Source organism: Runella sp. (assembly GCF_965279615.1).
In the GTDB taxonomy this organism is placed as follows: Bacteria; Bacteroidota; Bacteroidia; order Cytophagales; family Spirosomataceae; genus Runella.
The window spans coordinates 1,339,367-1,365,328 of the sequence record NZ_OZ257252.1 but is presented as its reverse complement, the minus strand read 5'-3'; the positions used below and the strand labels follow the sequence as shown (position 1 = coordinate 1,365,328).

19 protein-coding genes are annotated in these 25,962 nt (G+C 43.2%); 8 read left to right on the top strand and 11 right to left on the bottom strand.

The window, feature by feature from the left end; all coding sequences use genetic code 11:
- Positions 1–15 precede the first annotated feature (15 nt).
- The 4 genes from ACQY73_RS06090 to ACQY73_RS06075 form a co-directional block, all read right to left on the bottom strand.
- Positions 16–2,751 carry a bifunctional YncE family protein/alkaline phosphatase family protein gene (locus ACQY73_RS06090; RefSeq protein WP_428662885.1) on the bottom strand — a complete coding sequence of 912 codons (2,736 nt, stop codon included), beginning with the start codon at positions 2,749–2,751 and terminating at the stop codon, positions 16–18.
- A gap of 88 nt (positions 2,752–2,839) precedes the next feature.
- Positions 2,840–4,411 (bottom strand): SusD/RagB family nutrient-binding outer membrane lipoprotein, encoded by a 1,572-nt coding sequence (locus ACQY73_RS06085; protein WP_428662882.1) that lies wholly within the window; start codon positions 4,409–4,411, stop codon positions 2,840–2,842.
- Between the two features lie 18 nt (positions 4,412–4,429).
- Positions 4,430–5,122 (bottom strand): hypothetical protein, encoded by a 693-nt coding sequence (locus ACQY73_RS06080; protein ID WP_428662878.1) that lies wholly within the window; start codon positions 5,120–5,122, stop codon positions 4,430–4,432.
- 22 nt (positions 5,123–5,144) lie between these two features.
- A complete protein-coding gene (locus tag ACQY73_RS06075) occupies positions 5,145–8,360 on the bottom strand; it encodes a SusC/RagA family TonB-linked outer membrane protein (RefSeq protein WP_428662876.1) in 3,216 nt (1,071 codons plus the stop codon).
- A 317-nt stretch (positions 8,361–8,677) separates the two neighbouring features.
- Here ACQY73_RS06075 and ACQY73_RS06070 point away from each other — a divergent pair, with 317 nt between their 5' ends.
- Positions 8,678–9,430, top strand: coding sequence for an HAD family hydrolase (locus ACQY73_RS06070; RefSeq protein WP_428662873.1), 753 nt, complete (start codon positions 8,678–8,680; stop codon positions 9,428–9,430).
- The gene (locus tag ACQY73_RS06065) at positions 9,430–10,578 is read left to right on the top strand and encodes a TIGR03364 family FAD-dependent oxidoreductase (RefSeq protein WP_428662871.1); all 1,149 of its coding nucleotides are present in this window, start codon (positions 9,430–9,432) and stop codon (positions 10,576–10,578) included. The genes ACQY73_RS06070 and ACQY73_RS06065 overlap by 1 nt, the downstream gene beginning before the upstream one ends.
- 100 nt (positions 10,579–10,678) lie before the next feature.
- On the opposite strand, the gene ACQY73_RS06060 is transcribed toward ACQY73_RS06065, so the two are convergent.
- Complete coding sequence (locus ACQY73_RS06060; RefSeq protein ID WP_428662868.1) at positions 10,679–11,323, bottom strand: alpha/beta hydrolase; 645 nt, start codon at positions 11,321–11,323, stop codon at positions 10,679–10,681.
- A 74-nt stretch (positions 11,324–11,397) separates the two neighbouring features.
- Here ACQY73_RS06060 and ACQY73_RS06055 point away from each other — a divergent pair, with 74 nt between their 5' ends.
- The 3 genes from ACQY73_RS06055 to ACQY73_RS06045 all read left to right on the top strand — a co-directional run bounded on the left by ACQY73_RS06055 (position 11,398) and on the right by ACQY73_RS06045 (position 13,471).
- A complete protein-coding gene (locus tag ACQY73_RS06055; protein ID WP_428662866.1) occupies positions 11,398–11,805 on the top strand; it encodes a hypothetical protein in 408 nt (135 codons plus the stop codon).
- 215 nt (positions 11,806–12,020) lie between these two features.
- Positions 12,021–12,773, top strand: a complete 753-nt coding sequence (locus ACQY73_RS06050; RefSeq protein WP_428662863.1) for a hypothetical protein — start codon at positions 12,021–12,023, stop codon at positions 12,771–12,773.
- A 113-nt stretch (positions 12,774–12,886) separates the two neighbouring features.
- On the top strand, positions 12,887–13,471 hold the full coding sequence (locus tag ACQY73_RS06045) for a hypothetical protein (protein ID WP_428662861.1): 585 nt from the start codon (positions 12,887–12,889) through the stop codon (positions 13,469–13,471).
- Between the two features lie 415 nt (positions 13,472–13,886).
- Here the strand turns inward: ACQY73_RS06045 and ACQY73_RS06040 are convergent, their stop codons facing one another.
- Positions 13,887–15,986 carry a TonB-dependent receptor family protein gene (locus ACQY73_RS06040; protein ID WP_428662859.1) on the bottom strand — a complete coding sequence of 700 codons (2,100 nt, stop codon included), beginning with the start codon at positions 15,984–15,986 and terminating at the stop codon, positions 13,887–13,889.
- Positions 15,987–16,376: 390 nt separating this feature from the next.
- Positions 16,377–19,202, bottom strand: a complete 2,826-nt coding sequence (locus ACQY73_RS06035; protein ID WP_428662856.1) for a PAS domain-containing sensor histidine kinase — start codon at positions 19,200–19,202, stop codon at positions 16,377–16,379.
- Between the two features lie 307 nt (positions 19,203–19,509).
- Between ACQY73_RS06035 and ACQY73_RS06030 the strand changes: the two genes are divergently transcribed.
- The 3 genes from ACQY73_RS06030 (at position 19,510) to ACQY73_RS06020 (ending at position 21,522) form a co-directional block, all read left to right on the top strand.
- Positions 19,510–20,112 (top strand): DNA-3-methyladenine glycosylase family protein, encoded by a 603-nt coding sequence (locus tag ACQY73_RS06030; protein ID WP_428662853.1) that lies wholly within the window; start codon positions 19,510–19,512, stop codon positions 20,110–20,112.
- A gap of 69 nt (positions 20,113–20,181) precedes the next feature.
- On the top strand, positions 20,182–20,700 hold the full coding sequence (locus ACQY73_RS06025) for a hypothetical protein (protein WP_428662850.1): 519 nt from the start codon (positions 20,182–20,184) through the stop codon (positions 20,698–20,700).
- Positions 20,701–20,727: 27 nt separating this feature from the next.
- Entirely contained in the window at positions 20,728–21,522 is a 795-nt protein-coding gene (locus ACQY73_RS06020; protein ID WP_428662847.1) for a glycoside hydrolase family 25 protein, read from the top strand.
- Between the two features lie 32 nt (positions 21,523–21,554).
- Here ACQY73_RS06020 and ACQY73_RS06015 read toward each other — a convergent pair whose 3' ends face one another.
- From ACQY73_RS06015 to ACQY73_RS06000, 4 genes are all read right to left on the bottom strand, one after another.
- Positions 21,555–21,929 carry a VOC family protein gene (locus ACQY73_RS06015; RefSeq protein ID WP_428662844.1) on the bottom strand — a complete coding sequence of 125 codons (375 nt, stop codon included), beginning with the start codon at positions 21,927–21,929 and terminating at the stop codon, positions 21,555–21,557.
- A 72-nt stretch (positions 21,930–22,001) separates the two neighbouring features.
- Positions 22,002–23,054 (bottom strand): TolB family protein, encoded by a 1,053-nt coding sequence (locus ACQY73_RS06010; protein WP_428662841.1) that lies wholly within the window; start codon positions 23,052–23,054, stop codon positions 22,002–22,004.
- Positions 23,055–23,433: 379 nt separating this feature from the next.
- Positions 23,434–24,147: a YqjF family protein gene (locus ACQY73_RS06005; RefSeq protein ID WP_428662839.1), complete on the bottom strand. Its 714-nt coding sequence runs from the start codon at positions 24,145–24,147 to the stop codon at positions 23,434–23,436.
- A gap of 119 nt (positions 24,148–24,266) precedes the next feature.
- Positions 24,267–25,691, bottom strand: a complete 1,425-nt coding sequence (locus ACQY73_RS06000; protein WP_428662837.1) for a TlpA family protein disulfide reductase — start codon at positions 25,689–25,691, stop codon at positions 24,267–24,269.
- Positions 25,692–25,962 lie beyond the last annotated feature (271 nt).

Here is a 25,962-nt window from a genome sequence, read left to right as displayed (position 1 = left end):
GGGGGAATATTTTACTCAATTTTCATTTTGCTGCCGATAATGTTCCTTACGCTGCTCGTCAGGGTCATCCATTTTGGGGCCGGGCTTGGCGGTTTTCCAGTCGAATGTTTTTTTGTAAATCTCCATTGCTTTATCTACGTCAAAAACACGCTTGTCAGGAATGACCATTTGATAGGGTGTGAAATCGGGTTTGTCCGTAAAAAAATCCTGAAGCAACGACGCCGTAGCATCGTATTGATTCACATACGGAACGCCCATTGTATTATAAATTATCTTCAGAATAGAGCCAAAATTGGCGTGCGTATGCGATACATGCCCGCGCTTTACGTAAGGCCCCGCCAGCATCAATACCGACCGGTGTGCATCAATATGGTCAACACCGCCCTGCGGGTCGTCTTCGGTAATAACAACGAGCATGTTTTTCCAGTAAGGCGTATGCGACAGAAATTGCAGTAATCGTCCCAACGAAATATCGTTGTCGGCCATGAACGAATGCGGATAAGGATACCCTGCCTCCGGACGGATGCCCGCGCCGTGGTCATTGGGAAGTTGGAGAGCAATAACGCGCGGCATATCGACTTTTTTGGGCGATTTTGGTTTGGCGGTTTTTGAGGACAACCATTTTGCGGTAAATTCTTTCTCAAATTGATCCATTCGAAGCCAATCCGGAATATTCATGTCAAAGCCGGCATAATTGCGGGAAGTATGTTCAAAAACAGATTCTGCCAACGGAAAAACAACCGGCTGACGAGCCCCAAACTCAAGATGATCCCATTCTTCCGAAACACCGGCAAATTCATTGCCTTCCCCAAAACTGTAAAAGGGAAGTTTTTTGCGTTCCAAAGCTTCCCATAATCCGCCTGTTTCGTTGTAATCCTCGGGGTCAATGGCTCCTGTCGCTTTAGGGAATCGCCTTCCCGGTGCTTTGGAAAATGCGTTAAATGTACCCGCATGGTTGGAATTAGCTTCTACCCACTCGTTCGGAATGACACCCATCATCCAATGGTGCCCGTGAATAGAGGCGTCAGAATCACAATAGAAATTATCGGAATACGCAAACTGTTTGGCAATCCGCTGATGGTTGGGCATTACATCAACATGGTGAAGCGTGTCTTTTTTTGAAGTCACCGTAACGTTGGTGCCGTAGCGTGCCAGCGTAGTATCTCCTTGAGAAAGTTGACCTAACACTTCATCGTAGGTACGATTTTCTTTAGTGACGTATACGATGTATTTGATAGGACTTGGCCGCAAAGCGGGTAGGGAAGGAAGAGGATTTTTTCCGTCGTCGGTGATAGTGACAGATTCGAAGGTGTTATCAATGGCCTGTTGCGTCCAGGTTTTTAATTCAGCAGGTGTCGGAAGAGTAATTTTTTGAAATGTACCCAGTTGAATATCACCGATATAGGTTCCTCGGGCGGGTTTTACAAAACCCTTTCCGCCGTTTTGGCCGGCTCCTAAGCCTCGGGCAGAAACCACATACAACGTTTTTTCATCGGGCGAAAGCTTGACTTTGGTCGGTCCCCAGCCGGTAGGAATCAGTCCTTTTACCCGGCGGTTGGTCAAATCTACCACGGCAACGGCATTAAAGCCCAGCAGGGCGACATACAACGTTTTTTCGTCTTGTGTCAGCGCCATTCCGAAGGGAATTAGGCCTCGGTATTTGTCAATTGCGGGAAGGACTTTCAAGGGGATATGGCCCGTGATTTTGCGGGTTTTATAGTCAATGATCGAGATATTGTCGTTGGTGGCATTGGAAACGTAGGCAAAGCGTTTTCCTACGGTCACGGAGTTGGGGCTGGCACCACCTACAATTTCGGTTTCTTCGATCATTTCACCGATTTGATTCCCTGTCTTGAATTTTCCGGTGACCTTATTGGTCAATAGATCAACTATCCAAACACTCATGGCTTCGGGCACCAACGGGCTGCCGAGGCCGGGAATTTTTCGTCCTTCCACTTCTACGCCTTCAATGGATTCTTTGGTATATGTGCCGTAAGGAGGAAACTTCAGCATCATGGTGTCGCGGTTTTTGGGGGTTACCCCGGGCACCAATGGGTATTCGTACAGTCCAACGTTGGCCACAAACGCGTGTCGACGGTCAGGACTCAGGGATAGCCCAAACGGTTGCCGCCCGACGGGGATCGAAGCGGTGACCTTTTTGGTAGTCAAGTCAATGCGTACCATTCTGAAATGGGCACGGTCCAGCACCAGTAGTTCATTTTTGGTTGGATTCAGCAGTAAATCGGAGGTAAAACTTTCTTCAAATCGCTGCTTTCCAACGGGTTGATTAAGCGATATCTCATCAATTTTTTCCTTTTTTTCGGTATCAAACACCACTACATTTCCCTTGTCACCTCCGCTCAGATACACCAGTTTTGAATCGGGCGCAAAGGCAGCTCCTAAAAAAGATGTCCCTTTGAGTGGGTCGGCGAATGTTTTGGCATAATCGGGAATTCGAATGGCCCGGCGGGGCATTTCAGCATCAATGAGTGATATAGCACCGCTGTGCAAAGCGACCACCCGTCGTCCGTCCGGACTTACTGTCAATCCGAAGGGGTCGTTGGTGATGCGCAGGGTGGTACCCACGGGAGTGACGCGTCGACCGCTTGGCAGAATTGAGTAGCCGCCTGTGGTGTCAATTCTGCAAAATTCATTTCTACTTGGTACCTGCAACGTTTTCACGACACGGGTTTGTGAATAAACAAGGGTAGAGATGAAGAGAAAAGGGATAAAAACGAATAAGCAACGCATAGTTGAGTAAGTTGGAAATGTTTAAAACGAAAATAAAGCGGGAAGAAATCTCTCCCGCTTTATTGTTCAATATTAACCTATTTAAAGTCTATTTTAAAATCCATAGCTCATCGTTGATACTTTCGCTCGCTTTTCCAAATTGTGATTGAATTGATGCTTTATAATTGGCTTCGTTATAAATACGCTCAGAATTGGGATACAACCACCGGCGGGGAATTACGCCTGAATTGCCTATTCCGGCACCGCTTTTGGCAAAGTTGGCCGGGTAACCTGTGCGGCGCCAGTTATAGAATGCTTCCATTCCGGAGTTCATAAAGAAGCCAAGGTATTTTTGATTTAAGATTTGCTCCAACCCTTTGGCGTTGTTGCCGGTGTATTTAACGGCGGGTTGTGCATAGAAATCAGTGAAATTAAATTTGACTGTATAACCGGCGGAGGTAGCATTGGCACCGTTACGGGTTTCAAGTACGGCGGTATTTTCTCCGTTTTTAATGTCAAAGAACCCTTGAGATGCCTGGATACCTTTGGTGTACCAATCTTCCGCATTGCTCGTGATCCAGCCGCGATTGGCAGCTTCGGCAATGTTGAAACACATTTCAATGTAACCGATTTGGATAGTAGCTTCGGGAGAATAGTTTTTATAATAGCGATTACGGTTAATGAAAGAATACTGGCCATTAAGCGCTTTGGTCGACATATCATCTAAACTTTCGCCCGGGTTTGCTCCAATAAAAGCGGCAAAATCAGTTTGGGCCAAGCCCTTTTTGATCTGCGCTTCGGCCGGTTCAGCAATGAAGAACAGACGTGGGTCTTGAGTTGCTTTCAGAATGTCAATGTTGGTTGAAGACATCTGCTGACGCGTAGCATCAAAACCGAAATTGTCGGGATTGATGGGATATTTGTTATAAGTGGAATTGTACTTATAGGCTAAGTTGTCGCTCATCCCTGTCATGATCGGGAACTTGGCGGCATTGTTTATTACCTCCGCAAAGCGAGCTTTGATGTTTAACTCGCCGTCGGTTTCTTTTTTGCTCAACGCTACCAATACGCGCAATTTATAGGTATTCACCACTTTTTGCCACGCTTTCAAATTGTTGCTGAGGTAAATATCTCCCTGCAATGAAATATCCCCCGCCGCAATCAGTTTAGACAAATCATCGTTGGATTCATCCAGCCATTTCAGGGCCTGCAGGTAGATTTCTTTTTGCGTATTGTACTTTGGGCTGGTGTTTTCGGTACCTTTTAGCGCTTCGTTCATGGGTAGATCGCCAATGCGTTGAGTCATCCAAACAAAGAAATACGCCTTGAAAAACTTACCCAAAGCGGAATAAGGATTCAGGTCTTTTCCCGTTGCCTTTTTGGCTTCTTCTTCCATTTTAACTACGTTTTTAAGCGTATTAAACATTGAGGTCGATGATGTCCAATCGTATTCGTTGTTGCCATAATAGTTATAATTAATGGTATAAAACTGATTCCAACGAGCCCCCTTTTTCCAAGGGCGTTCTTCGTCAGGCTGGGTTGCCATATCGTTTAGAATCCCGTTGAAAATAAGATTGGCCGGTGAATTGGCAGGAACGTTTGGATTCTTTTCAAGTTCTTGAAAAGATTGGCATGCACATATGCAAAGTGCAGTGAGAATAATGATTAGTATATTTTTCATATTTGATTTCGATTTATTTTAACGACAATGAACCGGATTGTTAGGGTCACAACAGTATATACAAACACCTAATGTAAGGGCGCCAAACATAGGCGGTAATAAGGAGGAAGCACCGATGCATTGAGATAAGTTCTCGTAATAAATTGAAGGGGAGTTTTGCATGGCAGACTCTCCACCTGCATAGATGTGACAACCTATCATATCTGCTATACCGGTTACTATTCCCATTGCAAATCCTGCTGATTCACAATCATCACATAGCGTTGAAATTCTAAATTTTCCTTGATTTTTTTTGAGAGATTTAATGAAAATTTGATTTAATTCAGGTTTGCTGAATTTATTAAATGATGTATAATACTTCTTCGAAAGCTTATAAGAAGTAAGTTTTGCCATTTCCAACTCATCTTCAATTAAATCATAGACATCTGTTTTTTTAGCTTCATTTACTAATTCTTCACTGAACCCTTTGTCTACAACTTTCTTTAGTTGGGAAAACCGGTATTGATCCATTTTTGAAAGTGATGCAATTAGTTTTTCGTGATTTTTCATTGTAAAATCCAGAGCAGTAAGAAAAGCTTCATCAGACGCCAATAAGTTTATTAACTGTTGCTCATTATAAGGTTTGTCTGTATTAATGTAGCCGTTATCAACTTTGCATGAGCTTGTACTCAAAAACAGTAAAAATGAACAGAATGTGATGAGATTTTTCATTGTTTAAGTGTGTTTTTAAATTTTAGAACGTGAAATTAAGGTTGATTCCATAACGGCGCAACGTAGGTGTTTGAAGCGACGAAGAACGGTTGCTGTAATTCACAAATTGCTCCACATCCAAGTCTTTCGAGTGAGCGAAGTACAGCAAATTACGACCAACCAAGGAGATAGTAGCCTGACGAATGTTTTTGCCCAAAATCCCCGACGGCAATGAATAACCCACCTGCACTTCCCGCAATTTTACGAACGTACGGTTCATGATGTTGCCTTCATTTGAGTTGTAATAACGGCTGATCCAATCTTGCAGATAGGTAGCGTTGGCTGTTGACATTGGCGTAAACTTCAATTCTCCATAGTTGGTAATTAAACCATCCGGATCGTATTTGATAGTACCTCCCGTCAATACCACGCCTTCGCCAACCCACGTTTTTCTTCCTTCTGTATCGGCCAAACGGGAAACGCCCATCGCACCTTGTACGGTAGCAATATGGCGTCCGCCACGGAAGGTTTGTTTCTGGATGTAGTTTTCGATCACACCACCGATACGTCCATCAAACTGGAAGTTGAAATTGAAGTTTTTGTAACTGAACTTGTTTTGGAAACCAAACGTCCAATCCGGGTTTGTATAACCCAAAAACTGAGATACCGGATTGTAAACAGGGCGACCGCTGGCATCGTTGATGATTTGGCCATCCTGCGTACGGGCAAATGCGGTACCATAGTAGGCATCCAAACGGTCACCGATCTTATAGAATTGATTCAAACGGGTTTGAGTACCGTAAATCTCTTTCAGTGTTTCCTGCCAGGTAGACCAGTTGGCCAAAACGTCCCAGTTGAATCCATTGGGGTTTTTGATCACATTACCACTCACCGAAATCTCCAATCCTTTGCGTTGCGATTTGATACCGTTGGTGGTCAAGCTGCCATATCCCGTTGATTCCGGCAGGGTCAATCCAAAGATCCGTGGTCCATCCAAATAACTGAAATAAGTGACATCCAAGCCTAAACGGTTGTTCATAAACTTCATTTCTACCCCGCCTTCGTAGTTAGTACGGGTAGAAGGCTGAATGTTAGGGTCGATCAGACTGCTTGAATAATAAGCGGCCGCTTCGTTGTTGTAAGGGCGAGAAATGCTGTAGGCCACTGTGGTACCGTAGCTGGGGCCGTCATACGATGAAGTATAGTTGGCTCCGTAATAAACCGGTGCTCCGGGAGGAACTCCGATATTAGCCTGCGTAAAGGCTTCTTTCACGCGGGCAAACGAAGCGCGGAGTTTTAAGAACGTGATCGCATCCGGTAATTTTACATAGTCGGAAAGGACGGTTGTAAGTCCTACCGAGGGGTAAAATCCAACGTTACGCCCTGATGGCAGGGTAGAGGTTTTGTCCCAACGGCCTGTCAGTGAAATGTTTGCGTATTTGCTTAGCGAAACGTCAGCGGCATAATATGCGCTCATTACTTTCATGTATGCCTGATAGTTGTAGGCCTGAACGGGGTTGCGGGAGTTGGAGAAACTATACACGCCCGGTACGTTGAGGTAATCGGTAGAAGCGAAGTTGGACGTGTAACGGAACAAACGCATGCTTCCCCCGACAGAGGCTTTAACAGTAATGTTTTTGGCAACTTCTTTATCGAAATTGACCAACGCATCCGTGTTGTTTTCCCACAAACTGCGGCGGTCTTCCCGATAATCTCCCCGTGCTTCTTCACGACCGTACGAAGTAGCGGAGTAAGGCATTTTTTCGGTGCGAAGAATGTCGTACGTCGTAACCTGAGTACGCAACTGAGCATTCAGAAAGTCGTTGATCTTGTACTTGCCGAGCGCATACGCATAAATATCGTTTTTGTAGTGACCGCGCAACCATTCTTTTACCACAAACCAAGGGTTATTGTAGCGTTGGTATTCGGCATAGATCTGCTGAACACCTTCTTTGCCCGGCTGCCACAATTGCTTCATATCATCAACGTTCCAGTCGGCACCACCCCAAATGATGGAGTTGTAAATGAGTGAGTTAGGGCCATAATCTACGTCCGGAACGTTAGGCGTGTATTGACGGCTGTAGTTGACAGTACTCTCAAAGCGGAGTTTTTTGGAGAAATTATACCCCAACGATGTATTTAAGTTGGTAATATTCAATTGAGTATTCGGAATTACCCCGCGTTGGTATTGATGCGACAGCGATACCCGAATGTCGGCTTTCTCGTTGCTGGCTGAAACTGACACGTTATTGGTAGACAATATACCTGTCTGAATAAAGCGTGTTAAATTGTTGGCACCTCTTGGCAACCAAGGCGTAGGAACTCGTTTTCCCGTAGCGGGGTCGATTGGACTGTCATATTGCGTCAATAAACGGCCATCCAACGGCGGACCCCAAATATCATAATCACCATCGTTTACACCACCTCCGCGACCATCTACGAAGGCGTACTTGCCGTGGTCACCGGGGCCGTACTGATCCTGCACTTTCGGAATGGCAATGAAACCTTTGTCAAACATGGTAGAAGAGTTCACATCGACCGAGAAGCCTCTTCTGTCTTTTGAGCCTTTTTTGGTCGTGATCATGATCACCCCGTTCTGTGCACGGAAACCATAAAGGGCGGTTCCGGAAGGCCCTTTCAATACGTCCATTGACTCAATGTCGTCAGGGCTGATATTCCAGGTATCTGAATTAATGGGAATTCCGTCAACCACATACAAAGGTGCACCACCGCGCAATGACACCTGAGGAGCGCGGAGAAGTTCAGCACTGGCACCCACGTTCAGGCCGGCTACTTTTCCTACGAGCGAGTTGATAGGATTGGGTTCGCGAGCTTTGACAAGGTCAGAACCTTTGACACTTTGTGTAGCAAAAGCCAACGTTTTCTTTTCTTTCTGAATACCCAATGCCGTAACAACCACTTCCTGAAGTTGTTTGAGGTCTTGCGACATTTTCAGATCAATGGTGCTGCGATTACCAACGGCTACTTCCTGCGCAGTGTAACCGACAAATGAGAAGACCAAAATAGTATTTGGCGCGATGCTGATACGATATTTACCGTCGGCATCAGTATTCGTACCGCGAGTTGTTCCTTTTACAACAACACTGACACCCGGAAGCGGTGTGTTGTTTTCGGAATCAGTAACTTGTCCCTGTACCGCAACATCCTGTGCAAATACAGTTGTGCCTAAATGGAATGTCAGTAAAAACAGTAACATCCAAAAAGTCTTCCCTACGTTTTGGGGTAAAAAATTCGGCATAGTTGTAAATTGTTTATGTGGAAAATGAAGGAGATAAGACCTGCTTATCAGAGTGCAAAGTAAGTTTAGGAGAGTTAATAGATAGTTAACTTATAGTAAAGGATTTGTTAACTTTTTTTTAAATAGTTAACACTGGAACAAACCACCTCAAAACGTGGTATTTAGACTGTTTATTAAAGTATTGGCCTTAATAAGTTGATTAGTTTACCCTATTATTTACGTTGAAATGTATAATTTTACTAAACTTTAATATTGAAAATTGTTAACTTTTCTTATGGAACTATTACTTTTGCAACATATAAAGTAGTCATAACACAATGGAGCAACAAAAGATAAAATTGGTGGTTTTGGACATGGCAGGGACCACCGTAACCGACCAACATGAGGTAGAGGCCTGCTTCGCAAAAGCAGCAGGACTGTCGGGACTGAATGCGTCGGATGAAGCCATTTTAGCCGCGCAGGGATTGTCAAAACGGTATGTTTTTCAACTTTTTTGGCGAGAGCAATTGGGTGAAGCACATCCCGAAGTAGAACAGCGTGTGGATGAATCGTACGCTGTTTTTAAAGAAGTATTGGAAGCGCATTATAAAACGCAACCTGTTTTTCCGACCGAAGGATGTTTGAAATTGTTTAACTACCTTAAACAACAAGGTATCAAAATAGCGTTGACAACGGGCTTTTATCGGGTCGTGACCGATATTATTTTGGAGAAACTGGGCTGGTTGGAAGGATTGGACGAAAACCGTATCGGCAATGAATCGACCATCATTCAGGCTTCTATTGCCAGTGATGAAGTGGAGCAAGGTCGCCCTGAGCCATTGATGATTCAGAAAGCGATGCGTTTGTTGGGCGTTAACGATCCTAAACAGGTAATTAATGCAGGAGATACCCCTTCTGATCTGCAATCGGGCCATGCGGCAGGGGTTTATCTGAATCTGGGGGTTACCAACGGTACGCACACCTCACACCAATTGATCGGCCATCCTCACGATGTCTTGATCGGCTCTATTGACGAAATTATTAACATACTCGAAGAAATTAATCAAGGCCGTTTGGCGATAAAGAACTGATGCGCACTCATTATGACCTGATTGTAGTGGGTGGAGGAATCATGGGTACTTTTCACGCGTACCATGCCGCTCGCCAAAACAAATCAGTATTGCTTTTAGAAAAAGATAACTTTCCCGTAGGGGCTACTGTACGAAATTTCGGCCAGGTAGTTCCATCCGGATTGGCGGGAAGGTGGTTTAATTATGGGCAACGAAGTCTGGAATTATACCAAGAACTTCAGTCCAAAACCGATTTGACCGTTCGCAAACATGGCTCAGTGTACATTGCCTCCGATGCCGACGAGTGGCAATTGGCCAATGAGTTGTATGATTATTATCAGGCAATAGGCTATCCATGTGAGTTATTTACGAAAGAAGCTTGTTTAGAAAAATATCCGTATTTGCAGAAGCAATATCCCGTAGGGGCGATTTTCTTTCCCGACGAAATGACGGTAGATTCACCGCTTTTGATGCAGCGATTTTTGGCGTATTGTGTAGAAAAAGAAGGGGTTACGTACTTAAATAATGCTACCGTTGTCGAATGCCAATCCTCGAATGGCAAAGCAAACGTGCGACTTACCAATCAAAAATCGTTTCAGGCTGATAAAGTACTTATCTGTAACGGGCATGAATTCCGAATGCTTTACCCCGAATTATTTGCGGAAAGTGGCCTGATTGTCAGTAAATTGCAAATGCTTCAAACAATTGCTTTTCCAACATTGGAGATGCAGGGCAATATCCTGACGGGCTTGACGATTCGTCGGTACGAGTCTTTTCAACAGCTTTCTTCCTACACAAATCTCACTACGCCTGCGCATTATGATGAACTCAAAAAATGGGGAATTCATGTATTGTTTAAACAGGCATTGGACGGCTCGGTCGTGGTAGGTGACTCACACGAATATGCGGGTGCGCAAAATGTGGATGATTTGGGCTATCACATAAATGATTACATCAATCAACTGATCATTGACGAAGCCAAGCGCATTGTGACTTTCCCGGTTGAAAAAATGCAGATGAGTTGGGCGGGTTTTTACAGCCAAACCTCTGATGAAATCTATGAATATGATATTGATGAACACATCCGCATCATCACCGGGATCGGCGGAAAAGGAATGACCTCCAGCGGTGGATACGCCGAAGAAACTATCTCTCGTTTATTTTCTTAGTCAGTGTAATAAAACGCTGATCGTTAAGATTTTTAAGATAAAATTATGCCAATACATAATCAAATCATAATAATCTTAACGATCAGCATAATCTTAACGATCAGCGTTCCAGCTTCTTCAACGTCTCGCTGTCGATGGTATGTTTTCCCTCAAAGGTTATTACTTCCAAATGAGGAATAGCGGTCTTGATGTCTGTTTCGTATTTTGCTAAATCTACCTGAACCAAATATTCATCCTGTGTTCCGTACACCAACGTGGTTGGAATATTGGTTAATTTGGCCGGATCGATCACGTCTGCTACGCCATTGGCAAAAAAACCTGCCCAAATCACCAGACGATCATACCGAATATGGTCGGCATTTAGCCAACGCAATACCGTCGCATTTCCCTGAGAAAACCCCAAAATAGTAATTTGAACGTCTGAGAGACTTCGGTCGTGCAGTAAGCTGTCGTACAATTGGTTGAGGTAGAAAATATAGTCGTCGATCTCATAAGCCCGTTCTTCTTTTGTCATCCAACTCGCACCTACGCGACCACTAACACCTTGTAAGTAAAACCGTGAAAGCGCCTCCGGTGCCACAATGAACGTATCATCGTTGTGAAGAACTTCAAACTTTTTGATGAAAAATTGGGCCAATTGCCCATAGCCATGAAGCACAAACCAAATGTGTTTTGTTTGCTCGTTAAGCGTTCCCAGTGTAAAATATCGTGCTGTTCGTTTGACTTCCAGATGGTGTTCCTGCATAAATTGAAGTATATTTGCCGCACCAAAACAGGCGCTTGCGCAAGATATTCTTTATTTATAAATAGTTTGTTTTCATGAATCGTAATCTTTCTTTTTACCTTATTTTGGTTGTTTTAGTAGTGGTTGATGCGTGGCTTTTAGCCCATCCGAATTTGATCGGAAGATTGGGCGTTCTGTTCTTTAAGTACGACATGATCAGGACTTTTCCACGCGCGTTGGCAACGGTCGGCATTGCTGCGTTGGTCAGCATCGGTATTGTTGCTTTTATTCCCAAAGCCGGTAAACAAACGGCGCTGTTGGTATTGGCTCTTTTGACCTTGGTATCCATCGGGGTGTTGATCAATACGATCTTTAAATTTTCGTCCGGTTCCTATGCCATGACGGGCGCAGGGTTTAAAACAGGCGCTATTTTGATGCCGATCATTTTGATTTTGGTGTTTGGGCATGGTTTGTTGGAAACGTCAAAGCTCAAAAAAGCCTGACAAATTCACATATTCCAAACGGCTTATTTCTTACTACATTCCATTCAATAGCTAATTTCTACGCCTGAAGGATAATTAATGGCGTTATTTTTTCTTTTTTCTGACTTTTGTTGTGTCAAATGAGCGATCGGCAACGTTATATTACCGATAACTAAGTTATAAGTCTCTCTTCCTCAGAGAAGTATATCTTTGTATTTGATTACAATTTAACAGCTATGAAAAAGATAAAGTACACAATTATTTCGTTGGCCATTGCCATTGGACTGAAAGCCTGCTGGGTAAAGGATACCCAACAAACATCACTAAAAGGTATATTTATAAACGAATCGTACCTTGCCAAAGCCGCCGATACACTTTTAAGCACGATTCCCTTTTATTGTACCGAATTGGTTTTTGACCATCCCGACAGTGTTTTGGTACGAAACGGAGTAGAGGAGTATTTTCTCAACTATCAGATCCATCAGGATACCTGCTTTGTGAAAAATGCGTATCAACACGAAGGAAAGCTTAAAGATCTGGTATTGATCGTAAAATCTGATACTTCGTTTGTGGCTTTGGATCAGGATTTTACCGGAAACAATCGGCCTGCACTTTTTCACAAAACATCCATTTTTAAGGGATTTGAATATGGCTTGAACAATGCAACCCTTGCCGGTAACTATGCTATTGTTGATGGCGTTGATTCGAAGGTGAAAAGTGTTACTTTTTCAGCAGATGGCCGAATTGAAGGACTGCCTGCTTATCGTAAATTTTCAGTGTGTTATTCAGGCGATTGTGTGTCAGAATCAACGGATGCTTCCAATATTATTATGTTGGAAAATGTTCAAAATAAGTTCGAATACGCCGTTTGGCGCTTAGATAAAACAAACGGGAAATTGACCATCTTCAAATTGACAGACGCCCGGCCTGATATCAAAGGCGACAGAGCCATCAAATCAACGTTGCTGGAAGCGAAAAAAATCAGCTAAAAAGTATTGGTTATCAGTTAAGTACCTTACAGTTGTCTATGATGGACTGTAGGCAGGATGCCTTTGCCCTATAAATACGTTTACCATTTATTTAAAACTCACTTTATACAGCCATGAATAAAAAATTAAATCAGGTACGTTTAGTGCCGGCCGTCATTATCATCGTCGTTTTTGGATGCAAGCCGCAGAATGAACAAAAAAAAACAATTGACCCAACTCCCCAAACCGTAGCAATTTTACCCCAAAAGCCGGCGGTTGAGCAGTCAAGAATTAAGCCTTTTACGCTGACATTTATCAATTTGATTGAAAGTAATCGACTCAATAAGTTACCCGCATTGACCCAAAAAGAAATAGCTTCTTATTTTGTGGAATCCATCGACGAAAATTTTGCGGATGATTATAAGTACCATTTGTTGGACGAAGTTGTGACAACTCCCGCCTATAAAATGCGGCTGATTGCGCGCGAATACGAAAATGAGAACACGGTTTGGTTGTGCTTATTTGACAAAAACCACAAAATTATGGATGCCAAGGAAGTCTATTACGACAATGCCGAAGGCAATTATCAGGTAGAAGCCATTCTCAAAAAAGACACGTTGACGCTGTTTATGGCCGATGTGAATGATGGAAGATACACGGAAGTGTATTCGTTCGATAAAAACTTCAAGATCATGCCGGTGAATACGAGTAAGAAATAAAAATAATAGTGGTCAAGAATGGTTGATGGAAAAAGGGGAGGGTGTTTGCAAAAAAAACAGGCCTCAACTAAAAGTCGAGGCCTGTCCAACCCATACAGCCATTTTAAAAATATTCTACTTAACGTAAGTTCTTGTTTCGAAATTGTGTTATAACTTCATTTGTCATAACAATTAAATAACAAACCTAACACCTAAAATAGTTCCCGATTGTTAAGCCCTCTTATAGGGACTTTAATCTAATCTGTTTTGTTTGTTATTCACTGCAAAGTACTAAAATAATCGTGCCGGACAAATCTACAAATAAAGCTTTTTTGTTAGGTCTGACATGCGACAAAGCCCGGCAAAAAAGCGTCCAAAATGAAATTTGCTTTTCGGGCGTTAGACCATTTTTCCGGAGAAAAGTTTAACGGCGCAATTACGATTTTTTTTGGATGTTCACTTTCATTCCGCCAAACCAGAACTGTCCTTGTGCCGGCTCAAAATAACGTCCGTTGGCGGCATTAATTTGAACGTTTTGAAAATAAACTGCATTCAAAAGATTGTTTACCCCCACAAAAGGTTCTACAACTAATCTTCCAAAGTGAAAAGTGCCGCCAATTCTCAAATTTAAATTTGTGTAGCCGTTGGCAGTCACCGCGTTGGCGTCGTCAGCGTAGAGGTCGGAGGCGTGGCGCACCTGGGCGATGGCAAACAAACCTGACGGCCTGAAATACCTTAATTCAACCTGCGCGGCGTGTTTTGGAATACCCGGAAGGATATTTCCATCAAACTCGCCGGCGGTGGTTTGGTAATGCCGATACTTGAAATCGGAATAGGTATAATTGGAAAACAGCGAAAGTCCCTTAGCCAACATTGTGTTAAAACTTAATTCGATGCCTTGGCGGCGCGAGCTGCCGGCGTTGCGGTAAAAAACGCGTCCGGCCTGTCCGGTGATTTGGTAAGGCACCAATTCATCTTCTACATTAATGTTGAACAGAGCTATATCAAATCGAACGCGGCGGTTGAAATACGTTTTGGCACCGATCTCATAATTGGTAGCACGTTGCGGATTCAAGTCAGGATTCAAACCGCCTGTGCCTGAAGGATTATTGGAAAGCTCGCTGAGCGTTGGTGTTTCGAAGCTTGTCCCGATATTAGTGTAGATATTTACCTTCGAAGAGAGCTCATACGATATACCGATGGTTGGGTTGATGCGACTGTATTGACGCTTGCCGGATTGGTCACCATCGCTTAAAAAAGCATCTTCGGCTTTCATCCTTATAGCGTCTGAACGCAATCCTGTGAGCAGCGTGATCTTACGATAACCAAGTTCCTGCGTAATGTAGGCGGCAGTATTTTTAAAAGATTCTACTTGGTCAAACGTTAACTTTCCGCGAACACCCGTCAGGTTGTCGAAGCGACGGCGGGTATCGGCCTGGGTTTCCAGATCAATTCCCAGACGAAAACGGTAGCTCAGGTCGCCGAATTGTTGGGCGTACTGGTATTGCCAACTTGCTCCGGCAAATTCACGATTGATGGTTCCGGCACCCGCAGCCTGAAAGGCCAGGTAATTGGCAAAATCACGCTTGGTGCCAAATACCCGGGCGAAGATGAGGCTTTTGCCCATGCGTTTTTCAAAAATAATTCCAATTCGACCTTGCGATACCGATTCGGTAGCCAGAAAGCGAATATTGTTGGGATGCGCCTGACGGCGATTCTCGGTCACTTGGGCCATTGTTAATCCACCCGGATCATCGGCCTGCGGGCTGTTGCCATAGTTGGCTAATATCGATAGCCGCGTCAACGAATCGAAATCGTAGCGGAGTTTCAGGTTGAAAATACTGCTCTCCATGCGACTGTTACCGCGATAACCGTCTGATTGATTATTGGTTGCAATTAAAACGTATTGAAATTTTCCTTTTTGTAAACCCGTCTTTACCCGAAAACTTCGGAAACCGTAGGAGCCAACGGTAGCTTGCCCTTCTACCAACGGCATATCAGCAGCGTTGTCAGTTTGTAGGCTGATAATGCCGCCGGCGGCATTTCCATACAAACCCGATGATGGCCCGCGCATCACTTCGACGCGTCGCATAGCGCCCATGTCCAGATTGTCAATGTCGGCCTGTCCGTCGGGGGTTGACTCAGGTATACCATCCACGACCAATCGAATGCCGCGAATTCCGAAAGCGGCCCGAGCGCCGAATCCACGAATTGAGATACGCAGGTCTTGGTTAAAATTGTCAGGATTTTGGGCAAAAAGCCCGGCCACTCCTCCCAACGATTCAAACAATGAAAGCTGCGGTTGTCCGATCTGGATTCTGCTGCCATCCAATACCGTCAGCGCCGCCGGCAACCGTTTTTCGTTTGTTTCCAGACGCGTTGTAGTGACAATAACGGGCGACAGTGACAGCGTTCTGAGCGAATCTCTTTTTTGGGCAAATCCGGCCATGGAAAAGAAAAGGCCGGCGATGACAAAAGCCCTTGTATAAAAGTGAGTTGAAAAACGTAACGGGGAAATAATTAAGTGCTTGAGCATAAATTTTAGAGTATTTGAAATAGTACGCCCTTCTCCGAGCGGACGGGTCGGGTTGTGAGCAACCCTCCGCACGGAAGTGTGTCCCTGTGTAGAGGACAGTCGGCTGCTGCCGTTGCTCACAACCCGACCCGTCCGCTCACCGGAGTAATATCTATCTTGTAAAAACTCGAAAATTTTTGCTCGAATACTTAAAAGTAAATGTAATGACATATCAATTTGTATTAAAAAAATGGGCGATTGCTTTTTGTGGAAATGGCTATTTATTAAGTACTGTATACTTACGGAAAACAACGAAACAAAGGTTTTTTTTATTAATCCGACACTGTAAGAGTCAATTATCCACTTGGTGCAGACCAAAGCCCGTACTGTATTGACCAACGTTCTGCGTTATTAATTGTCGTTTTTTACTTTCGCAGGTATGTAAATCTCAAATTTGGCACCTTCCCCCGGTTTTCCCTGTGCTTTAATAAATCCCCGGTGATTTAAAACGATTTTTTGGCAGATAGCCAGACCAATGCCAATGCCTGAGTACTCATTCTTGTTGTGAAGGCGCTGAAAAAGTTCGAAAATTTTACGAGAATACTGTTGATCAAATCCGATGCCATTGTCAGCAATAGAGATAAGATGGTATTGATTTTGAGGGTTTGCGCCTTCATGAAGCAACGCTTCCCCATGAACAATATCAGAGCCGATTTGGATATGTGGCGCTACATCTTCACGACTGTATTTAAGCGCATTGGTGATAATATTCTCCATTAACTGCTGAAATTGGATCGGTACAAAATGGATGACCGGCAAGGGTGCAACGGTAATGGTTGCCTTTTTTTCTTCTATTTTTTCCTGCAATAAATAGGTCACTTCGTCGAGCATTCGATTAAGGTCAACGGCCTGAACCACTTCTTCCGTGGAGGTGGCGCGTGAAAATGCCAGAAGTGCCTCGATCAATTTTTGCATATGATGCGCCGATCCGGCGATGCGCTTCACGTAGTCGCGGACATCTTTAGAGATGTTTTCGTCTTTATTTTCAAGAACCCTGCCGCTGAAAAGCGCAATTTTGCGTACCGGTTCCTGCAAATCGTGGCTTGCTATGTAGTTGAATGCCAGTAACTCCTGATTGCTTCGTTCCAATTCGCTGTTTTTCTGTGCCAGCTGTTTGCGTTGGGCTTCGAGTTCGAACTCAGCATTTTTTTCTTTCGAAATATCCCGAATGAAAGAAATGAAAACGGGTTCACCGGCGCGGAAAGAACGCGCAATGGAGAGCGCAATGTAAAACTCTTCTCCATTCTTTTTTTGAGCGGTGATCTCGATGGTTTGATTCAAAACGCGTGATTCCCCCGTTTTGTGCAGACGCTGTATGCCTTTGAGATGACCCTCCCTGAATTTGGGCGGCATAACCGTTTGCGTCAGACTTTGCCCTATGATCTCTTCTGAGGTCCAGCCGAATATCGCTTCTGCTTTTGGGTTCCAGAGCAATATCTTGCTGTCTTCGTCGATCACAATGATGGCATCGGGAGCGTTGAAGATCAATTGGCGGAATGTTTCTTCATTTTCTTTCAATTGCTCATTGAGCAAATGTTGCCGGGTAATGTCCTGACAGGTTCCGACCAATTTATAGGGATTTTGATTTTCGTCCAAAAGAACTTCTCCTCTTCCCTGAAGCACTTTTGTGGTTCCGTCTTCGCAGACGATTCGTATGATATAATCATCGGCAATGTGGGTTTGGAGCGCTTTTTGAATTTCATCCTGCCTGTTTTGGCGGTCGTCCGGATGAATCAACGATAGAAAGCGCTCAAATGTAATCTCTTCCGACTGAGGCTCAAGACCATAGATCCGATACATCTCGTCGCTCCAAGTTATTTTGTTATCGGGTATGTACCAACTCCAGTTACCCAAGTGGGTGAGAGCCTGCGCCTGTTTGTGCAATTCTTCGCTTCTTTCCAATCGTTTTACCATATCATGGCGTTGGGTAACATCCATGATCGTTCCTTTCATTTTTATCGGTTTGTTGTTTTCAAACTGTACCAAACCACGCGACCAAATGACTTTTTCCGGTCCGCTTTTTCGATAGCGATATTCACTTTCGTATAATCCATCTCCCTGAATAGCATTTTCCAAGGCGGTTTTGACCTTTTTTTGGTCGGAAGGATGAACATAATTAAGAAAGAGAGGAAGCGATGTTGCTTTGTCCAACTCAAACAATTTCATCAACTGAGGCGAAAAAACAGAATTCTCTCCAATAAAATCCCACTCAAAACTGCCCAAGCCCGCAATTTCCTGTGCTTCGCGCAACTGATGCTCGCTGCGTTCCAATTGATTGGAAACCTCTTTTTCTTTCGAAATGTCAATCGCAATGCCAATGACCTGAGAAGGCAGGCCGTCATTGCCTCTTTTAAAAATGGTCTCATACCCCCGCTGCCATTGATACATGCCGTTTTTAGCGCGTATCCGGTATTCGATCATTTTTATCTCTCCGTCAGCAACGGCTGAAAATGATTGAAAATGGTTCAGAATTTGCGGAAGATCATCGGGGTGAATCAGCAAATGGAGAATAGTATTGCCCATTGCTTTTATATCGTCTTCCGTATATCCCAACAATTCTTCTCGCTTATGGTTGGAATATATTTCTTTAAGTTCTTTTATATCAAATACATACGTAATGCCGGGAATGGTATTATTGATCTTATCAATGAAATAATGGTGTTCGTTTATTTTCTCCTGCTTCAGATCAAAGAGCGTTTTATAACAAATCTCTTCCAGCATCACCGTAAATCTGTCCACCTCATTCATCACCTGAATATAGACTGAAATGTCGGAAGTGTAGTGGGGTAAAAATTCGCGGAATGCTTTCCTGCGCGAAAAACTCACCTTTGAAATATCTTCAACGACTATCTCATTGGATTGGATCTGGGGAAGTTGATTGGTAAGCCAAGTGTTGACGCTGGATTCAATAAAATCATATATTTTATTTTGAGAGAATTTTTCCAACAAACGTTGAGTGCCTTGAATAGATAAAGCAACAATTTCAGCTTCGGACAGTGCTTCAAAATACTTGAGCAAAGGTACGTTGGTCTCTCTCGAAATTCTTAAAAGAGCTGCCGCAAAGTCGTTCAGATGGTGGGCCAGCAAAAAACGGGCGTAATCCGGTAAATGTATAAAGTCGGGACTATTTCGCAGATGAGATAATTCAATGCCCACTTTTTGCTCAATGGATAACATAGCAACTTACAGCTTAAGGTATGGTAAAATGGGTGTTTGAATTAAGTGCCTTTTAGTCAATTACTTCCGCTGCGGAGGATAAATATATATTCGCAACTTGGTTTTATAAGAAAAAGCAGGAAAAGGTTGAAAACTAATGAATTGAACGGAAGATAATGCATTTTTTTTGCGTTACACCGGGGTTGGAAAACAGCTTAATGACTACCAAATGTACTTCTTTTAAACGGCGATAAAGTCTTTTATCCCGGAATATTTGCGTTTTTAATAACCATCTTTTCCCTAACTTTCGGAAAAATCAGTACTGTAAATGATTCCTGAAATCTACCTTGCTTCAAAAGACGCCGTTCTTGCATCCATTATTGAAACTACTCCTACGTTGAAGACAACCGATTGGAATAACGATGTATATCTGGCGTTGTTGGAAAGTATTGTCTCTCAGCAAATTTCAACCAAAGCCGCTGATTCTATTTTTGCGCGTTTCAGAGCGTTATTTGATGATTCCTACCCGCATCCGGAGCTGCTTATAGGCAAAACAATTGAAGAGTTACGTGGCGCGGGATTGTCTTTTCAGAAAATAAATTACCTACAGAACGTTGCGGTCTTTGCCATCGAAAAAGGCATTGATTATCACCAGCTCAGCAACATGACAGACGATGAGATTGTCGCGTACCTTATCCCGATCAAAGGGGTAGGACGATGGACAGTGGAAATGCTGTTGATGTTTGTCATGGAACGGCCCGATGTATTTCCGATTGACGATCTGGTGATTCGACAAAAGATGGTGCGGGCCTATAATCTAACCGAAACGGGGCGTGTATTGTATAAAGAACTGCACGTTATTGCTGAAAATTGGCGACCGTACCGAACCATGGCGTGTCGTTATTTATGGCGTTGGAAACCGGAGTTATAGTTCCATTTTATAATTAAAAGCCCTCTTTTTGTCTAAAAATCATTAATTTGCGGACCAAATTTGTTTTTTATGGATCATAAAATCCTGACGAGCAAGCAATATTTTAAATTACTGTTGCTTGTTTATGGTGTAATGTTGGTGGCGCAGGTGGGGACAGGAACCGTTTTCTTTTTTTTACGAAGCACCCAAGCGAATGCTATGCCTAGTGAAGTCACACTAGGGAAATTGTTTGTTTACTTGGTGCCCGGGGCGGCCGTGGTGTTGCCGCTGTTGGGTATGCAACTCTCCAAAAAATCCATCAAAGAATTAGGAATTGCTGATCTGTTGTCGGACAAGCTTCGCAAATATCAAAGTGCCCTTATTTTTAAATACGCATTCTTCGAGGCCGCGACATTTCTCTCGTTAGTGGCTTATTTTCTGACGGGCGAGATGCTGCATTTAGGCGTGGCCGGTACCCTTGTCTTATTTTTTCTGACACAACTGCCCACCCGAAACAGGGTTTTCAACGAAGTGCCATTGTCTCCGTTGGACGAGTCGCAACTTAACAACCCGGATGCGGAAGTGGCCCATATTCCCGTTAAAGACTGATTTTTTGTTTTAAATTTTTGCCTGAATATGGCGCGCCGAGTTTCAGTTCCTTCTTCCCCCAAAAAACGTGCATTGCCTCCTGTCGGTTGGGCGATCATTGCGGCTGTCGTTTTGATCGCGGGAGGTATAATTTGGTACATTAATCGCCTGAATACCAACGATTGGCGACACGTACATAAGATCGGGATTCGCTTACCCTTCAAATATTCCATTCACGGAATTGACGTATCCAAGCACAACGGCCAAATCAATTGGTCGCAATTACGCCAAATGCGTTTTGAGGAATTACGGCTTCAATTTGCTTTTATCAAAGCCACAGAGGGAACATCGCTGACCGACAAAGACTTTAAAAACAATTGGAAACAGGCGGATGCGGTGGGGCTGTATCGGGGTGCCTACCATTTTTATATTCCCTGGAAAACACCGCAACCGCAATTTGAGAATTTCAAACGTTCGGTAAAACTTAAAAGAGGGGATCTGCCTCCCGTACTGGATTTTGAGATCGGTACCAACGCGCTGCCCCGAGAGCAGGTGATCGCGAATTTAAAAACATGGCTCGCTTTGGCCGAAAACTATTACGGTGCGCGACCGATCATTTATACCAATGCTGATTTTTATCGTCGCTACATCAAAGATAATTTCGTGGGTTATCCGCTTTGGATCGCTGATTATTCGGGTTGGACACTCAACCGCTACGATGATGCTGTCATTCATTTTTGGCAACATTCCAAAAGTGGCTATACCGACGGTATTCGTGGCCCCGTAGACTATAATGTTTTTTTAGGAGAAGTGGAAGACCTGAAGGCGCTGTGTTTGCGATAATTATGATTTATTCGAGGTTTAATGATTTTTAATTAAACGCGCCAGGGTGGATTTTTTCGATTCACGCCGCCGTAAAAAAGAATCAATTGATTATAGTCGGGATCTTTGAGCCTTGCTTCCCGCCAAAGCCAGGTTTTGTCATTGGGCAATTCTTCAAACGTGATTCCCTTTTCGATCAATTCCTGAACGTAATTGTCTAAGTCTTCACACTCAAAATAAACCCAAATACCTTCTCCTTGCGGGAGTTTTTCTACTTGGTGAAGTGAAAAAGTCCCTTCTCCATCGGGGCACTCAAATCGTGCATAATGAGGCGGAGCGTTTACGATGAGCTTAAGTCCCAATTGCTCATAAAACGGAACTGACCTACTCAGGTCAAGCGATGGAACGGTGATTTGATTAAGATTCATAATAGGTGGTATCGGTAATACCCGTCAGTCGGTTAGAATACGTTCGTTAATAACCGACCGACGGATAATTGACTAATCTACCCAATCGGCAATGTACAGATTAGTATCGCGTGAACCCGGTGCATTATTACGATTAGAGCTGAAAATGAGCTTTTTACCATCGTGTGAAAACATCGGAAAAGCGTTGAAAATACTGTTGTTAGTTATTCGTTCCACTCCGGTGCCGTCTAAATTGACAGTATATAACTGAAAGTCATACCCACGTTGTGAGTGGTGATTGGAAGAAAAAATGATCTTATCGCCTTTAGGAGTAAAGTAGGGAGCCCAGTTGGCCTTGCCTAATTTGGTGATTTGGCGCAAATCCGAACCGTCAACGTTACAGGTATAAATTTCCATATCGGTAGGGGCGACCAAGCCCATCGACAGCAATTTTTTATATTCGGCCACTTCTTCATTGCTCTTTGGGCGCGATGCGCGGAAAACTAATTTCTTGCCGTCAGGAGAGAAGAAAGCCCCGCCATCGTAGCCCAATTGATTCGTGACGCGTTTAACATTTTTGCCGTTAATGTCCATGACGTACAGGTCCAGATCACCATCGCGGGTAGACGTAAAAACGATTTTGTCGCCTTTGGGTGAAATGGTGGCTTCCGCATCGTAACCTTTTTCGGTGGTTAATTGCTTCACGATCTTTCCTTTCAGGTCGGATACGAAAATATCGTAGGTATCATAGATAGCCCATAAATATTTGTTGAGGTAAGGCTTGGCAGGAGGAGGGCATGAATCGTTTCCGACGTGCGTACTGGCAAAAAGTATCTGTTTATCGCCCGGCATAAAGTAGGAGCAGGTAGTGCGGCCTTTGCCCGTGCTGATGAATGGAGGGCGCTCATCCGGATTGCTTAGGCCTTTGTTGACATCTAAATAAAATATCTGATCACATTGCAAACCCCACTTCGGGTTGTTGGATTGGAAGCTGACATATTGGTCGTTGAAACTGAAATAGGCTTCTGCATTGTCGCCTCCAAAAGTGAGCTGCTTCACATTTTTCAAGTGTTTTTCTTCTCCTGATTGCGAGTAAGCATGTAGCGAGAAGACCAGAAAGGCAATAAGTAAACGGTTGACTCTCATAAGATTTAAAGTAATTTATTTAAGTACAAAGAAAGATATAGAAACGCGAAAAAACAGCAGCAAACCCTCAAAAAAAGGTTTTTTCACCCTTTAAAAGTTATTTTTCTATTGAAAGGCCCGAATAGGTAAAAAATTAATGAAAAATAAATTGTTTGTATTTAATCTAAATAAGCTACTTTTGCGTTAGTAATTGAAACTATTAAAGCTGTAATGATTCAGACTGAAGTATCCGCGTGCTCATTGGTTGAAACCGAAGAAAAGTTTTTTACCGCTAATCCATTTATAGGGTGTGCCTTTGCCTGTGATCTCAAAAAGTGCTGCAAAGCCTACAAAAAGAAAGGCAAGCACTGCAAAAAATGCCCTAAGAAAGACGACTAGATTATAGCTTTTTAGCGGACTTCACAACAATGGCTGAGCCTTCGGCCAAGACGGCAGAATGAGGAGATTGGTTGGTGAGAAAGTCGAATTCACTTCCGTACACTGCTCCAAAATCTACTTCAATTGTTTGTGTTTTGACGGGGTAAATTTCCCAACGCGGATGCTCAACACCGTACTCATAGGTAGTGGAAGCATTGTATTTTGTATACCCCCAATAATGTTCGGTGATAAATTCCTCCAAACTGCCAACTTCCATTGGAATTGCCGTATCGTCGGCGATAAGTTTTAAACGGTGCCATTCCTTTTTTTTCCATTCATAACTTACGGTTAATTGATCGTCCGCATTTTCCCAATGGTGACGCATCGGCATTGTGACGTAAGGCTCATGATAGATGGCATTCGCTACCCAACTAACCGCATATTTCGGGACAATTTCCTTCACAAAAGTAACGCCTCGTTTCCAAGTGCCATCTTCTGCACGATGCTTGACGTAAAACCGCAAATTGACTTCTTCAAACGTGGTATGAAACGGAATCGGTCTGCCCAGAAGGCTTACATTATCAAATAAAAAACCAATCAGGCTTACAAAGCAGTGTCCTTCAAACAAATCAAGTTCGGTGTGTTTGGGAACCAGTGGTTGCAGGAGGTTGGGAGGAACTGCGTAATTGACCATCGCCAATTTGCGCCAGTCGGCAGTGAGGAAGGAGGTGAGCATGATTTTGAATAAGAGTTACAACGTTGGCGAGGGCTGGGCCGCAGCGGAGTACCGTGCCCCCGCTCCAAGCCTCGCCGACGTTGGTTGCCGACAAATGTAGTGGCAAAAGCACCATTTTGCTATTTCGCCAGTGCTTCTTCCAATACTTTTAGTAACGCTTTGCCTTCTTTTTCGCTTGGACTTGGCGGTTGTATGGCGTAGAAATTTCCTGTTTTGTCAATGATAAACGATGAAGGAATAGAGGTTGCATCATAGATATTGGCTATGCTTTTTTCATTTTTTATATCATCACGCAAGTGTATTCCCGTTATGTGATGATTTGCAATGGCTTTGCGCCAATTACTATCCTTTTCATCAATAGAAATATATATAAACACCAAGTCCTTTTGGTCTTTGAAATGATCTTTGAGTTTTTTAGCAGATTTGATTTGAGTAATACAAGGCCCACACCAACTTGCCCAAAAATCTAAATAGACGATTTTCCCTTTAAAATCAGCCAATTGTACATATTGCCCGGTTGTATCTCGCAAGGTAAAAGCAAAGGCAGGTTTGCCGGGCAAAAACCTTGCTTTTTTGATAAGCACTTCTTTGATTCGGGCTGTAAAACGACTGTGTGGATATTGTTTTTCAAACTCCGTAACTTGATGCAATAGGCCGGGAGTAGCACCTTTATAGTTTATTTCACCCTCAAGCAGTTCGCTCTGTAACGTTTCAACAAACGCAGGATGAAATTTCGATTTGTTGGTCTTAAAATAGTCATTTTGTTCCCCAAACGGAATTCCGGGCGAAGGATATTTGAGCATTAGAAAGTACATTACCATCGTTGGGTAACTCATCGACTTAGCCGTTATCTCATTTTGCAGCGGAATTATTTCGGTAAATGAGCCTCGGTAAGCCACAGGGATTAGTGAATCTGTAGGTTCTATACTTTTTGCCTCTGCTTCCCGGTATATAGCTTGAACCATCTTTTTGCCAATGGCAGCTTTTACATCGGCTCGACAAATTGTACAAAAAGAAGGTGTAAGTTGTGATTTGTATTTTTCCAGTATTTTCAGTCTTGAGTTTTCTATTTGAGTCAGATAACGATAAAATTCATTTTTGGAGGATTTCAATTTGGCTTTTGCAGTGGTTTCCCAATTCTGACTTAGCGTTGTTGTTGCAAAATCTTCTTTGTAATAGCTAAATTTTGCCGCCGAATTGCCTGTGTAACAAATTGATTGCCAAAAATTTTTAGCATCAAATGTCATGGTAACCTCGTCGTTTGGTTCCAGAATATACCAATGTAGTTGCCCTCCTTTGTTGATTGAGCGATTCTCGTCGAACGTCAGCGTCATATAGGCTATGTCATTCAATGTTGTTTTAAATTCGAATTCATTGGCATCGTTTAAAAAAAGCACTTCTTTAATATTCTTTTGAGCATAAGGAAATAGCATAATTTCAATGGTACGAGCGGTAGGATTCTTGATTTTTCCCCGAATTAAAATGTTTTGCGCTTTCATCTGAAAACTGAGCAGAAGAAACAATAATATACATAGGAGTTTCATGCAGAAAGTTTTTTTAAATATATAAAACTAAATTTTATATATCCAGACAAAATTCCAATTCAAAGCAACGGCGATTTTGAGAAACCTTCTGCACAATTGTTTTATACTTCTTCCAAATACTTTTAGTAGGATTTTGCCGTCGCTTGGAAAATCAGCGGTTTTGAGAAACCGATGACACTACTCTGCTTCAAGTTCTTTTGCACAGGCATGCTAAAATAGTAAAGCAGCGCACTTCTATGCTTCAAAAACCACTTTATATAACCAAAATGTG